The organism is Selenomonas sp. oral taxon 892 str. F0426 (assembly GCF_000468035.1).
Classification (GTDB): Bacteria; Bacillota; Negativicutes; order Selenomonadales; family Selenomonadaceae; genus Centipeda.
In genome coordinates, this window is record NZ_KI260523.1 from 324,158 (window position 1) to 337,411 (window position 13,254).

Annotated in this window: 16 protein-coding genes; all 16 read right to left on the minus strand. The window is 53.7% G+C overall.

What is annotated here, in order from left to right; genetic code table 11:
- Positions 1–72 precede the first annotated feature (72 nt).
- Complete coding sequence (locus tag HMPREF1992_RS02425; protein ID WP_021684228.1) at positions 73–981, minus strand: S1 RNA-binding domain-containing protein; 909 nt, start codon at positions 979–981, stop codon at positions 73–75.
- 5 nt (positions 982–986) lie between these two features.
- Complete coding sequence (gene rsfS / locus HMPREF1992_RS02430; protein ID WP_021684229.1) at positions 987–1,331, minus strand: ribosome silencing factor; 345 nt, start codon at positions 1,329–1,331, stop codon at positions 987–989.
- Positions 1,332–1,345: 14 nt separating this feature from the next.
- Positions 1,346–2,395 (minus strand): LCP family protein, encoded by a 1,050-nt coding sequence (locus HMPREF1992_RS02435; protein WP_021684230.1) that lies wholly within the window; start codon positions 2,393–2,395, stop codon positions 1,346–1,348.
- A 36-nt stretch (positions 2,396–2,431) separates the two neighbouring features.
- Entirely contained in the window at positions 2,432–3,007 is a 576-nt protein-coding gene (gene yqeK / locus HMPREF1992_RS02440; protein ID WP_021684231.1) for a bis(5'-nucleosyl)-tetraphosphatase (symmetrical) YqeK, read from the minus strand.
- Positions 2,991–3,611: a nicotinate-nucleotide adenylyltransferase gene (nadD, locus tag HMPREF1992_RS02445; RefSeq protein ID WP_037358113.1), complete on the minus strand. Its 621-nt coding sequence runs from the start codon at positions 3,609–3,611 to the stop codon at positions 2,991–2,993. Before nadD ends, yqeK begins: the two co-directional genes overlap by 17 nt.
- A 143-nt stretch (positions 3,612–3,754) precedes the next feature.
- Positions 3,755–5,056: a glutamate-5-semialdehyde dehydrogenase gene (locus HMPREF1992_RS02450; protein WP_021684234.1), complete on the minus strand. Its 1,302-nt coding sequence runs from the start codon at positions 5,054–5,056 to the stop codon at positions 3,755–3,757.
- 22 nt (positions 5,057–5,078) lie between these two features.
- Complete coding sequence (gene proB / locus HMPREF1992_RS02455) at positions 5,079–6,203, minus strand: glutamate 5-kinase (RefSeq protein ID WP_021684235.1); 1,125 nt, start codon at positions 6,201–6,203, stop codon at positions 5,079–5,081.
- Positions 6,200–6,499 carry a YhbY family RNA-binding protein gene (locus HMPREF1992_RS02460; protein ID WP_037358117.1) on the minus strand — a complete coding sequence of 100 codons (300 nt, stop codon included), beginning with the start codon at positions 6,497–6,499 and terminating at the stop codon, positions 6,200–6,202. Before HMPREF1992_RS02460 ends, proB begins: the two co-directional genes overlap by 4 nt.
- Positions 6,500–6,513: 14 nt before the next feature.
- Positions 6,514–7,797 (minus strand): GTPase ObgE, encoded by a 1,284-nt coding sequence (gene obgE / locus HMPREF1992_RS02465; RefSeq protein WP_021684237.1) that lies wholly within the window; start codon positions 7,795–7,797, stop codon positions 6,514–6,516.
- Between the two features lie 60 nt (positions 7,798–7,857).
- Entirely contained in the window at positions 7,858–8,160 is a 303-nt protein-coding gene (gene rpmA / locus HMPREF1992_RS02470; protein ID WP_006691870.1) for a 50S ribosomal protein L27, read from the minus strand.
- Positions 8,157–8,477 carry a ribosomal-processing cysteine protease Prp gene (locus tag HMPREF1992_RS02475; protein WP_037358119.1) on the minus strand — a complete coding sequence of 107 codons (321 nt, stop codon included), beginning with the start codon at positions 8,475–8,477 and terminating at the stop codon, positions 8,157–8,159. Before HMPREF1992_RS02475 ends, rpmA begins: the two co-directional genes overlap by 4 nt.
- 3 nt (positions 8,478–8,480) lie before the next feature.
- Positions 8,481–8,792, minus strand: coding sequence for a 50S ribosomal protein L21 (rplU, locus tag HMPREF1992_RS02480; RefSeq protein ID WP_021684239.1), 312 nt, complete (start codon positions 8,790–8,792; stop codon positions 8,481–8,483).
- Between the two features lie 176 nt (positions 8,793–8,968).
- Positions 8,969–10,246 (minus strand): radical SAM protein, encoded by a 1,278-nt coding sequence (locus HMPREF1992_RS02485; protein ID WP_021684240.1) that lies wholly within the window; start codon positions 10,244–10,246, stop codon positions 8,969–8,971.
- Positions 10,203–10,838, minus strand: a complete 636-nt coding sequence (gene pth, locus HMPREF1992_RS02490) for an aminoacyl-tRNA hydrolase (RefSeq protein ID WP_021684241.1) — start codon at positions 10,836–10,838, stop codon at positions 10,203–10,205. The genes HMPREF1992_RS02485 and pth overlap by 44 nt, the downstream gene beginning before the upstream one ends.
- Positions 10,839–10,841: 3 nt before the next feature.
- Positions 10,842–11,687, minus strand: a complete 846-nt coding sequence (locus HMPREF1992_RS02495; protein WP_021684242.1) for an undecaprenyl-diphosphate phosphatase — start codon at positions 11,685–11,687, stop codon at positions 10,842–10,844.
- Positions 11,688–11,820: 133 nt separating this feature from the next.
- Entirely contained in the window at positions 11,821–13,170 is a 1,350-nt protein-coding gene (gdhA, locus tag HMPREF1992_RS02500; RefSeq protein ID WP_021684243.1) for an NADP-specific glutamate dehydrogenase, read from the minus strand.
- Positions 13,171–13,254 lie beyond the last annotated feature (84 nt).

Genomic DNA, 13,254 nt, shown 5'->3' on the forward strand with positions numbered 1-13,254 from the left:
GCTCGTAAACATTGTTTGCTATGCTCTCTATTCGCCCTTTGGAAAAAAAATCCTGCCTCTGTTAATAAAAAACTAGGACTTTTTGTTTTCCTGCGCTAAATATGTCCATCCGTCACGCTGCACAATAAGCCCCTCCTTGAGCAGACGGCCAAGAGCCCGTTTGAAGGCAGCTTTGCTGATCTGGAAACGATCCTGAATGACCTCAGGTGACGTCGCGTCGGTATAGGGCATCTTCCCGTCATGTTCCTGCAGGAGCGCAAGAATCCGATCGGCATCCTCGACACGCGCTGCCTCCTTTGGCGGGCGAAGCGACGCATTTAGCCGTCCGTCCTCGCGCAGATATGTCACGCGCATTTCGACAGTTTCGCCGACACGTGGACGACGCGGAATTTCTCGATGATCGATGAAGGCAATGTAACGCTCCTCCGTGAAGAGAAATGCTCCGCGCTCCGTAATGTTGTAGACAGAGCCTTTGAGACGGTCACCGACGCGAACGCCCTCAGCCGGACGTGAGGCACGGCGCAGTTCATCCTCCACCTCCATCGTCACAGCGAGACGACCAGACTTATCCGTATAGAGCTTCGCCCAGACAGTCTCACCGACCTGCGGACGTCCGCGCATGCCGGCAAAGGGCAGAAAGATTCCACGCTCCGCGCCGACATCGAGAAAAGCCCCTTCTTTCGTCACGTTGATGACGCGCAGGCGCGCAACCTGCCCCTCCTTCATCCGCGGCGTCCGCATGCTTGCCGTCAGTCTGCGCTTAGGATCGAGATAGAGAAAAACGCGGACACGATCACCGATCTTGACAGGCGCGGTCTGCTGAACCGTGTGCAGCAATATATCATCGCTCGTATTGCCGGTCTCCGCATCGAGAAAGACACCGAGTTCACTCTCCCGAACAACGGTGAGCTCAGCCACCTGACTCGGTCCATATTTACGGGGCTGTCCCGTGCGTTGCACCTGCCGTGTTCTTTCCTGCATGGACTCTATTCCTCGTACGGCGTCAGCTTTGCATCGCCCCACAGGCGCTCCAGCGCATAGTATTCGCGTGCCTCCTGCTGGAAGACATGCGCGACGGTATCACCATAGTCGAGCAAGACCCACTCGCCCTCACGATACCCCTCTTTGTGCAGGAAGGAAATCCCTGCCTCCTCCATTTTCTCCTCGATATTGTCTGCGATTGCACGCACCTGTGTCGCCGTATTCGCCGAGCAGATAACGAAGTAGTCGTTCGTCGACATGAGTCCGATCATATCCATCTGTACAATGTCGCGCGCCTTCTTTTCATCTGCCGCCCTGCATATTACACGGCACTTTTCCTGTTCTGTCAATCTATTCCCTCCTGTTATTGCGTTCCCGCCTCTTCGGGCGGAAAGAGTTCATGAATAATTTCATCGGCTGCCGCACGATCCATGATCCATACGGTGTCATCCTTGCGCGAAAAATCACCGGGAAGCATAATGGTACGCGGCGGTTCGATACTGAGCTTACGTATGACATTCCCAATGTGCATCGAGTCAAACAACTCTGCGCTTGTTGTCACATTCTGTTTCAGAATATCTGCAATCGCCGGTACTTTTGGCAGTGTATCAACACGCAGCAGCTTCGCGTAGAATGCCTTGACAAATTTTTGCTGGCGCTGTGTACGTCCGAGATCGCCGAGGTCATCACTTCGATAGCGCAGATAATGCTCCGCTCCCACACCATCCAAGTGACGGTATCCCTGACGCATATGGATGGAGAGCCCTGCCTCCGGGTCGTCATAGTCCATGTTTCGTTCGATGTAGATATCAATCCCGCCAAGCGCATCCACGATTTTTCCGAATGTAGCCAAGTCGATGACAACATACTGGTGAATAGAGATATCAAACATCTGGTTGATCGTCCGCACCATTAGTGGCGCTCCGCCGACGGCATAGACGTGGGCGAGGCGCGTCTCCCCCTTATCCTGTGCCACCGTAACCCACGTATCACGCGGAATGTTGAGAATACGCACTTTTCCCGTCGCATTCTCCATGCTGATGAGAAGGATGGCGTCAGCACGTTTCTCCGCGACGTTATCCATATTGACAGAGTCATCCAAGCCGAGCACGAGGACGTTCGTATATCCGTCAAACCGAACATCGACCTCACCGCGATTTTCTTCCTGCCGAATGAGGTATGCCTCGTACATGTCACGTATATCTCGATAGACCTGAACCCCCCATCCGATCAGATAGTAACCGGAGACCGTAACGGTCACGAGGAGGAGAAGTGTGCTGATCATGCGAAAGATACCGCGCAGAAATGCCATGCGTCGTTTCCGTTTGCGCTGGCTGCGGCGTTTTTGTATATTTTCACGCGAGTTTTCGCTTTGCAGCTGTGCAGCAAGCTCCTCTGCATCGTATTCCGACATCGCCTCCCCCTCTCCTCTTTTTATAAAACAAATTGTTCAGCGCTGATTCAAAAGGATTTCATTTCGCGCAGCAACGGTATCGGGATGGATAAGTCCCCCCTTCTGGGCAACGAAGAGAACGGACTCTGTAAGCCCGACCAAAAGCATCTCATCCAAGGATGCCGTGCATGCAAGCTTACGCAGATGCTCCACCTCTGGGTAGGCTCTTGACGGCTCGATCATGTCTGCAAAATAGATGATCTTGTCGAGTGCTGTCATATTGACGCCGCCGACGGTATGCCGCCAAATGGCCTGTGCAATCATCGCATCATTTACACCATAGATCTCGTAGATCAGATATGCCCCCACGTAGGCATGAAGGAGGAGCGGCATCGCAGACTCAATTTTTCCGATGGGAATCCCGCGCTTTCGCGCTTCATTCGGCAATGCAGCCGTTGCGAATGCACGGCCGCAGTCATGCAGAAGCCCGGCAACGCGTGCACGCTCTTCATTCATGCCAAAGCGACGTGCAAGTCCGGCGGCGGTATCGGCAACACCGAGGGAATGCTCATATCGGCTCTGCGTCAGCTGCTGCTTCAGAATCTCACACATCTCTTCATAGCTCTTCGTCATGCTCACGATACAGCCCCCTCCTTTCAATATACTCCTCAACAGCGCGCGGCACAAGATACCGTACGGAAAGCCCCGCTCGAATACGCGTACGAATCACACTCGATGAGATCTCCAGATGTGGTGTCATCAGCACATGTATGTGCCTGCGCTCCTCTGCAGTGAACTTCTCCGCAATCAGGAGCTCATCGAGCGGTGCTCCCTGCCGTGTAGCAACGATAAACTGACAGGACTGCAGCAACCGTTTTGGCTCATGCCAGCGATAGAGATCATTCATTGCATCCGCTCCGGTGATAAAGAAAAGCTCCGCACCATCGAGGTTCTCCCGAAGCTCCGCAATCGTATCCACCGTATAGGAAGGCCCGGCTCTCTTGAGTTCAATGTCCGATACGGTAAAATAAGGATTCTCTTGCACGGCGCACGCTGCCATAGCAAGCCGGTCCTCAGGCGAAGCGGCGTGTATTCCATCCTTATGGGGCGGACGCGCGGATGGAATAAAAATGACCTCATCCAAGGAGGCTCCAGAGCGCACCATCTCTGCCGTGATCAAATGCCCGATGTGAATGGGGTCAAAGGTTCCCCCCATGATTCCAATGCTTTTCGCCACGCTTGCTCACCTCACAATCCAGAGCAGAAGCAATATCAGCCCTGTTATGAGAAAGAATGTACTGCCTGCATACAGGTAGTCGAGGATATCATGACGTCCCTTTTGCGTTTTCGCATATTGATGCAGTGTACGCAGATATCCAATCAACCGCTGCATTCGTTTGCATTGTTCTCCGATGAGGACGAAATGTTCTCACGGATCTGCCCCTCACCGTAGACGAGATATTTTGTACTCGTCAGTGCGTCAAGTCCCATCGGTCCACGCACATGGAGTTTCTGCGTGCTGATGCCGATCTCGGCTCCAAAACCAAACTCAAAGCCATCCGTAAAGCGCGTTGAGGCATTGACATAGACCGTAGAGGCATCTACCCGCTGCTGGAAGTCATGCGCCGTCCGAATATCATTCGTGACGATTGTCTCGGAATGCCCCGTATTATAGTAGTTAATATGGGAGATTGCCGCATCCATATCCTGCACGACACGGATCGAAAGGATGAGATCGCCGTACTCCGTCGACCAGTCCTCCTCTGTCGCCGTCCCAATATCTGAAAGAATAGCGCTCGTCTTGGCGCAGCCGCGCAGCTCCACGCCATCCGCACGGAGTATCTGCGCCATCTGCGGCAGAAAGTCTGCGGCGATCTCTGCATGAACAAGCAGTGTCTCTGCTGCGTTGCAGACCGATGGGCGGGACACCTTCGCATTTTCCACAATGCGAAGCGCCATCCCCACCTCTGCTGCACGATCCACATAGATATGGCAGACGCCTGCCCCCGTCTCGATGACAGGTACGGTACTGTTCTCCACAATACGGCGGATCAGTCCGGCCCCACCGCGCGGAATGATGACGTCAAGCAGCCCCGTCAGCCTTGTCATGACATCGACAGCAGCACGATCCTTCATCGCAAGCAACTGTATCGCTCCCGTCGGAATCCCTGCTGCATACGCGGCATAGGAGAGGACATCTGCAATCACGCGGTTGGAACGAAGCGCATCGGAGCCGCCGCGCAGAACAACAGCATTGCCTGATTTCAGGCAGAGTCCGATGGCATCTGCCGTCACATTCGGACGTGCTTCATAGATCATCCCGACCACGCCAAGCGGCACACGCACACGGCGTATTTCAAGCCCGTTCGGACGTCGTACGGAATAGTCCTCCCGTCCGAGGGGATCGGGAAGTGCAGCCGTCAGACGAAGCCCCTCTGCCATCGCCGCAATTCGTCCCTCATCAAGGCGCAGACGATCGAGATAAGACACACGTGTCCCCGCTGCCTTTGCATCCGCAACATCCGCCGCATTTTCACGCAGGATGGCGGCAGTATGCTTCAGCAGTGCATCAGCCATGTCGCAGAGTGCCGCGTTGCGTACATCTGTCCGAAGGTTTGCAAGCTGATATGATGCCGCCTTTGCTGCCTCCGCCTGTGTACGAATCTCCTGCTCCATCATCATCGCCCTCCACAATCAGCAACTCCTATATCATCAGCACCATGTTATCCCTATGAATAATCTCTTCAGACGCACCATCTGCCACGAGCTCCCGAAAATCCACTGTCCGATGCCCCATTAAACGTAATATATCCTGAGCTCCATATGCGGCAATGCCCCGAGCAATCTCCCGCCCGGATGGGCTGAGGACACGCACGGTCTCCCCGGCTGAGAAATCTCCATATACAGCCGTTATGCCAACCGCCAGAATGCTTGCGCCACGCCGCATAGCGGCGACACATCCATCATCTACGCTGATCTCCCCCATAAGATGCTTGCCAAACGCAAGCCAACTCTTGCGCGTCCTGAGGTGTGCCTCGCGTGCAGGGAACAACGTCCCAATCTCCTCACCACGGAGAATACCTCGGATCACTCCATCGGCATCACCGCGTGCAATCACCATGGTTACACCGGCATTCTGAGCGATCTTGGCTGCCTCGATCTTTGTCTGCATCCCCCCCGTTCCCTGCGACGAACCGGCACCACCCGCAATTCGCTCGATATCCGGTGTGATCTCGGGGATCTCAGAGATCAGTTTTGCCGCCGCATCTGTGCGTGGGTTCGCAGTATAAACGCCGTCAATATCAGATAGGATGATGAGTGCATCCGCATCGACCAATGCTGCTACAACCGCCGATAGATTATCGTTGTCCCCGATCTTGATCTCATCGACAGCGACCGCATCATTCTCGTTGATGACGGGGATGACATTCATCTCAAGAAGAGCAAGCAAAGCATTACGCGAGTTCATGTACTGGTGGTGACGCGCCGCATTCTCCTTTGTGAGCAGCACCTGTGCCATCGTGCGTCCATACTCATGGAAAAAATTCTCATAGATATGCAGAAGCGCCCCCTGTCCGATGGCGGCAAGTGCCTGACGTGCAGGAACACTGGCAGGACGCTCTGCAAGTCCGAGTGTATTCACCCCTGCGGCGATTGCCCCCGAGGAAACGAGCAGGATATCCTTCCCCTGATTTGCCTCGTCGATCAGCTCCCGTACGAGATGCTCAATTCGATGGAGATTCATCCCTCCAGACGGATGTGTGAGCGTACTCGTTCCCACCTTAACGACAATGCGTTTCGCCTCGCGCAGGCGCGTCCTTGCAGTCATAGCTCGATCCTTGGCTTGTCAAAATTCCGTCGGAAGAGGAGTCCATTTCTGCCGATGATCTGGACGAGGTTGGCATCTGCCCGTTCCGCAAGAACAGTGATGGCATCGGCAGGATCATTAGGAGCGTTTTGCAGGACACGTACCTTGATGAGCTCGCGCTTCTTAATTGCCTCACGTGCAGATGCGACAACCGTCGGTGTCACCCCCTCCTTGCCGATCATGACAATCGCCTCCTCCGTCATGCCAAGCGAGCGCAGCTTTCGAATCTGCTTACTGGTCAGTGAGTTTCTCAGCAAAATGCTTCCTCCAATTAATCCTGATAGTCGAACTCCATATCTCCGATATGAACGGTCATTCCCTCTTTGATACCGCGTGCGCGGAGTTTTTCATCAAGTCCCTTGAGACGCCAGATGTACTGGAATCGACGGACAGCTTCATCGTTATTAAAATTCGTCATCGCGACAAGTTTTTCGATCGCCTTGCCTGAGACGACGAAATCGCCTGCATCGTTGCGCGAAATTGTCACCTTCTCATCATCCTCGGCATTCTGATCGTAAACGGCAACATCCTCTTCCTCAGACTCAGGCTCCGGTACGTAAGCATCCAGCCATGCACCGACACGATCGATTAGTTCCTGTACACCAGAACGCGTCGCCGCCGAAATTGCAAAAAACTCCATTCCCTCTTTTTCAGCAAGCGACTTCAGGCGCGGCAGATGCTCGGCAGCAGAAGGCAGATCAATTTTATTCGCCACAAGGATCTGCGTGCGGCGTGCGATCTTCTCGCTGTAGCGCTCAAGCTCCTTATTGATCTTATAGTAGTCCTCGACGGGATCACGCCCCTCAATGCCGGAGGCATCGACGATGTGCAGAATGAGGCGCGTGCGTTCCACGTGACGGAGGAAATCGTGTCCGAGTCCCACACCATCAGCAGCGCCCTCAATCAGACCCGGAATATCCGCCATGACGAAGCTCTTTTCATAGTCCGTCTGCACAACACCAAGTACGGGAGTCAATGTTGTAAAGTGGTAGTCTGCAATCTCAGGACGTGCTGCCGAGCAGGAGGCCACAAGGCTCGACTTGCCGACACTCGGATAGCCGACGAGCCCAACATCTGCAAGGAGCTTGAGCTCCAAGCGAAGCTTGCGGCTCTCGCCCGGCTCACCAAACTCAGCAAAGGACGGCGCACGGTTCGCAGAGTTTGCAAATTTTGCATTGCCGCGTCCGCCGCGCCCGCCGCGTGCAATCACTGCCTCCATACCGACCTCTGTGAGATCCGCCAACACCTCACCTGTTTCGTCATCCGTAACAATCGTGCCTGGCGGAACATCTACATAGAGGGGCTGTGCATTTCTTCCGTACTGGTTCTTGTGCTCGCCGTTCTCACCATTTTTGGCTAAAAACTTACGGTGAAAACGAAAGGAAAGGAGCGTATTCAGATTGCGGTCTGTACGAAAAATAACGTCTCCGCCGCGCCCGCCATCTCCGCCTGAGGGGCCGCCCTTCGGCATAAATTTCTCATGACGGAACGCAGATTTTCCATGTCCTCCGTCTCCTGCCTTTACCGTGATCTGTGCGCGGTCAATAAACTGCATACGTCCCCCTATAGAAAAGAGCCTGCACCACCTAGGTACAGGCATCCACATATAACAAAGTTATACAGCGGCCTCCGCAAGCGGATACACGCTGATCTGGCGCTGATGACGCCCCTTGCGCTCAAAGGCAACCTTGCCATCAATTTTCGCAAAGATCGTATCGTCCTTGCCGATGCCGACATTGTGCCCCGGATGGAAATGCGTGCCGCGCTGGCGGACAATGATACTGCCTGCCGTCACATGCGTACCTGCCTGCTCCTTCACGCCAAGGCGCTTGGAATGGCTGTCTCGGCCATTGCGTGTCGAGCTGACACCCTTCTTATGTGCAAAAAGCTGCAAATCAAACGAAAACAATCTGTTCACCCCTTTACTTCTCGAATTCGAATGCCCTTTGGGCTGATCTTCTCAATCTCTGCAAGTCCCATATACATGGTGCGCAGAATTGCTTCGGTACAATCATCCGGCAGATCTGAGAGCTGCATTTCGAGATTTCCGCTCGCTATGTCATAGGTGACGGCACGATGCAGATGCTCCATGATTCCGAGCAATGCAGACTGGGTTAAAGCGGATACGCCAGCACAGACAATGTCCTGTCCGCGCGCGGCGGTACCACTGTGTCCTGAAACACGGTATCCCGCAATCATCCCTCTGTCATTTGTGAAGATCTCAACTGAAATCACAAATTATGCCTCGATCTTCTCGATAACGACCTTCGTGAACGGCTGGCGATGACCCTGACGCTTACGGTAGTTGGACTTCGCCTTATACTTGAAGACGAGAATCTTCTTGCCCTTGCCATGTGCCACGACCTTCGCCGTCACCTTTGCGCCGTCCACCATCGGACGTCCGAGCTTGACGCTGGCATCGCTTACAACAGTCAGAACTTGATCAAACACAACGGTCTCGCCCTCACCCGCCTCAAGCTTCTCCACAAAGATGGTATCGCCCTCAGCGACCTTGTACTGCTTGCCGCCTGTCTTTACGATTGCATACATGAAAACACCTCCCTATATCATTACTCGCCGGCTTCGGTTCGGCAGAGCCGATTGTGTGACCTCGCCGTGCGGTTGGGGATGGGTATCTTTTCAAACACTATACACCCACATTAGCGAATACTAGCATATTTATGGGATGGTGTCAACCCCGCCAACGACCATGGATCAAAAGTATATTAGCGCCCTGTGACATAATGGCTAAAACTCCCGATGACAAGCTGCGGAAACTCTCTGTGCAGCTCCTCCATAAATGTACGTGTTCCAAGGGAGGACTCCGATGTTTCCGGCATCGTTCGCAGGAAGAGCGTCGGATCAATGTTCAAGTTTCGCATCTGTATCATCTGCACGGGCAGCGCACGAAAAAAATTCTGCCACGCCGTCAGCTCCTCCACACGATCCGTGAACCCCGGAAAGTGGAGCAGGTTAAGCGACACATAGACGCCGTGATCGAGTGCGTAGCGCAGGGATTCTTTTACATTGTCCAACGGATAGTTGGCCCGATAGTAGGCCTGATAGCTCTCGTCACGTGCACTAATAATGGAGACACGCAGGGAGTCGAGTCCCGCGTCCACAATCTTCTTCATCCCAGCAGGAAATCCGGCATTGGAGTTCATATTGATCTGACCGCGTGCAGTTACGGAGCGAATCTTTCGAATCCCCTCTGCAATGCGGTCAGCTGCGAGCGACGGTTCGCCCTCGCAGCCCTGCCCAAAGCTAATGATCCCATCGGGCGCAAGCGAAAGATGATAGATACCGACCTCTGCGATCTCCTCCGCAGTTGGAGAAAATGTAATGCGCTGCTGCGGTGAGGGACAGCACTCCGCGCTCTGAAGCGATATACAGCCGAGACAGTTTGCGTTGCATACAGGTGATGTAGGTACGCCGCACTCCCAACGGCGATAAAAGAGATTCTGTGCCGTCAGACAGTGATAGTTGAGCGAACAGTTCCCCACCTGTTCCACAATGCGGTTATTCGGCAGATCCTTCATCGTGCGCCGCACGAGTTTCTTAAGCTCCTTTCCATTATAGTTGGCAGGATCCCATTTCTCGTTCTCATCCGTGTAGATGGCAGCGACACACAGCCGCCCGCGATGGGACACAACGGCGGTATATCCATAGAGAGGCAGGGCGGCGGCGCCTTCCCTTCGATGGAATCCAGGAAGATGTGTCCGCGTGTAGCCCTGCGGCAGAATCGCGGCAACTGCCGTCCCTGGAATGCTCTCCTCTTGTCCCTCTGCTCCCTGCCCTACGGCAGAATGCTCCGGCATAAACATCAGGTCGGCGCTCTCGGGAAGCGGAATCAGATCCTCAGGCGCAAGCAGGACATTTTTTGCACCGATACGCCCAAGTCCGCGCAGCCCCTCCGCCTCACAAATATTGCCGCGGCGGTCGGCATAGACGGCCTGGATCTCATCCCTCTGTGCGCATGCCTGCAGCTTCTTCTTGGGCTTCATGGCTTCCCTCTTGTTTCTTCGTCTTTTTCTTATGTGGATTGTAGCGATTCATCGCAAAATCTACACCATCCGTTACGATACACTCCACCGCAGGGAGGAGGTAGGAAATTGCCTCTCGAATTTTCGGTGCATCTTCCATTGAAAACGGCGCAAGCACATGATTGATGACTGTCCATCCAGGCAGAGGACGTCCGACACCAATGCGGACACGTGCAAAATCTTCGCTGCCCACATGCGCTAGAATGGATTTGATGCCATTGTGTCCACCTGAGCTTCCCTTCCGACGAATGCGTACCATACCTGCGGGAATATCCATATCGTCGTGCACGACAACGAGGTCATCCACATCCATCTTATAGTAGGAAAGCATGGGCCCAAGTGCCTCACCGCTGTTGTTCATATAGGTCAGAGGCTTTACGAGAAAAACTTTTTCACCGCCGATGCGTACCTCTGTGGCGGCCGAAAGAAAATCTTCCTTCCATGCGGGCGCATTCAGGCGCTCCGCCAATGCATCCACCAGCATAAATCCGACGTTATGCTTCGTCTGTGCATACTCTGCTCCAGGATTGCCAAGCCCTGCAATGATTTTCATGTGTTACTCCTTCGTCGGATCGCCGACTATGAAGAGATAGGCGAGCACAATGATGCCGAGCGCGATGCGATACCAGCCAAATGCCGTGAAATCGTTGCGTTTGATGTAGCGCAGGAGAAACTGGATCGAAAGGATGGAAACGATGAATGCCGTCACCATGCCGACTGCGAGGATCATGATCTCCGTCCCCGTATAGTTCCAACCGAATTTTACAATTTTCAGGAAAGATGCGCCAAACATGACGGGAATCGCGAGGAAGAAGGTGAACTCCGTCGCAACATAACGGCTCGCACCGAAGATGATGCCGCCGAGAATTGTCGCACCCGAGCGGCTCGTTCCCGGCACAAGCGACAGTACCTGAAACATGCCGATGATGAATGCCGTGCGGTAGTCGAGCTTTGCAAGGCTCTCTACGCGCGGCGTACGGCGCTTGTTCCATCGTTCGACAACAATGAAGAGAACGCCATAGAGAATGAGCATCGCAGCAACGACGGGCGCATTCATGAAATGCTCTTCCATATATTTATTGAAGGCGAGCCCGATCACGGCAGCGGGCAGACAGGCAACGATGACCTTAGCCCAGAGATCAAATGTCTCGCGCCGCTCTGCCTGAGATTTCCTCTTTAGGAACGGGTTGAGCTTCTCCATGTTCAGCACAACAACGGCAAGAATGGCACCAAGCTGGATCACAACGAGGAACATATCCATGAATGCCGTTGACACATCAAGCCGAATGAACTCATCGACGAGAATCATGTGACCTGTGCTCGAAACGGGCAGCCACTCCGTCAGGCCCTCTACAATGCCCAATATGACAACCTTCAGCAGCTCAATCAATGAAATATCCACAGTAAATGTACTCCTTCGCTCTCCGAAAGCTTCAACAAAATCCCGCCTATTATAGCACAGTTCGCTCGTTTCTGCACGGTGAGATCAAAGAAAAAAGGCTGCCGAAGCAGCCCTTATGAAAGTGACGATTCTCTTATACCAGACCATGTGCGAGCATGACATCTGCAACCTTTGCAAAGGCGGTGATATTTGCGCCGGCGACGAGGTCATCGGGATCGGCGTAGAGCTCAGCATTTTTCTTCGCATTGTTGTAGATATTTGCCATAATTTTCTTGAGGCGCGTGTCGACCTTGTCGAAGGTCCACTGGCGACGCTCAGAGTTCTGCGACATCTCAAGTGCCGAGACCGCAACACCGCCGGCATTGGCAGCCTTTGCCGGTGCAAAGAGAACCTTGTGGCTCTGGAAATAAGCGATGGCGTCGAGAGAGGACGGCATATTTGCCCCCTCACCAACCGCCTGCACACCGTTGGCGACAAGCAGTTTTGCGGACTCTAGGTCAATCTCGTTCTGTGTCGCGCAGGGGAGCGCAATGTCGCATTTCACCGACCAGATGCCGCTGCACCCCTCATGATACTCAGCATTTGGATGCACCGCCACATACTCCTTGATGCGCGCACGACGTACTTCCTTGATTTCTTTGAGTGCCGCGAGATCGATCCCATTCGGATCGTAGATATAGCCGTTCGAGTCAGAGCAGGTCACAACCTTTGCACCGAATTCCTGCGCCTTCTCGATTGCATATGTAGCAACATTGCCGGCGCCGGAGATGACAACCGTTTTGCCTGCGAGATCAATGCCTTTTGCATCAAGCATATTCTTAACGAAGTAGAGAAGGCCATAGCCCGTTGCTTCGGTACGTGCAAGGCTCCCCCAATAGTCAATGCGCTTGCCCGTCAGAACACCCGCATCATAGGAGTCACGGATGCGCTTATACTGCCCGAACAGATAGCCGATCTCACGCCCGCCGACACCGATATCGCCGGCCGGAACATCCAGGTTCGGCCCAATGTGACGATAGAGCTCCGTCATAAAGCTCTGGCAGAACTTCATGACCTCATTGTCGGAGCGTCCATGTGGATCGAAATCAGATCCTCCCTTGGCACCGCCGATGGGCAGTCCTGTCAGGGCGTTCTTATAGACCTGCTCGAAAGCAAGGAATTTCAGAATATCGAGTGAAACACTCGGATGGAAACGGAGGCCCCCCTTATATGGACCAATGACACTGGACATCTGCACACGATAGCCGCGGTTGACCTGGATCTCGCCCTTGTCATCCACCCACGGTACACGGAACGTGATCACACGCTCTGGCTCTATCATCCTCTCAAGAATCTTGTGTGCCTTGTACTCGGGGTGCTTCTCCAAAAGGGGAATGACAGATCGCATGACCTCGGAGACCGTATTCTTAAACTGCTTCTGATCGGGGTCTCTCTTCGATACTAAATCCAGAACATCATCCACATACTGTTTCATGTCAGACATTATAATTCCTCCTTCTCCTTGTTCGGTGACTGTTCAGCGAACGTGACAGAGTATAGCACAGGTAGCAGAACTTTGTATAGAGAT

Coding starts and splice junctions, on each gene's coding strand:
- HMPREF1992_RS02435 (WP_021684230.1), bottom strand. CDS start 2,395: ATGTCGGAATACGATGCAGAGGAGCTTGCTGCACAGCTGCAAAGCGAA.
- HMPREF1992_RS02425 (WP_021684228.1), bottom strand. CDS start 981: ATGCAGGAAAGAACACGGCAGGTGCAACGCACGGGACAGCCCCGTAAA.
- gdhA (WP_021684243.1), bottom strand. CDS start 13,170: ATGTCTGACATGAAACAGTATGTGGATGATGTTCTGGATTTAGTATCG.
- yqeK (WP_021684231.1), bottom strand. CDS start 3,007: ATGACGAAGAGCTATGAAGAGATGTGTGAGATTCTGAAGCAGCAGCTG.
- HMPREF1992_RS02485 (WP_021684240.1), bottom strand. CDS start 10,246: ATGAAGCCCAAGAAGAAGCTGCAGGCATGCGCACAGAGGGATGAGATC.
- HMPREF1992_RS02450 (WP_021684234.1), bottom strand. CDS start 5,056: ATGATGATGGAGCAGGAGATTCGTACACAGGCGGAGGCAGCAAAGGCG.
- pth (WP_021684241.1), bottom strand. CDS start 10,838: ATGAAAATCATTGCAGGGCTTGGCAATCCTGGAGCAGAGTATGCACAG.
- rplU (WP_021684239.1), bottom strand. CDS start 8,792: ATGTATGCAATCGTAAAGACAGGCGGCAAGCAGTACAAGGTCGCTGAG.
- proB (WP_021684235.1), bottom strand. CDS start 6,203: ATGACTGCAAGGACGCGCCTGCGCGAGGCGAAACGCATTGTCGTTAAG.
- obgE (WP_021684237.1), bottom strand. CDS start 7,797: ATGCAGTTTATTGACCGCGCACAGATCACGGTAAAGGCAGGAGACGGA.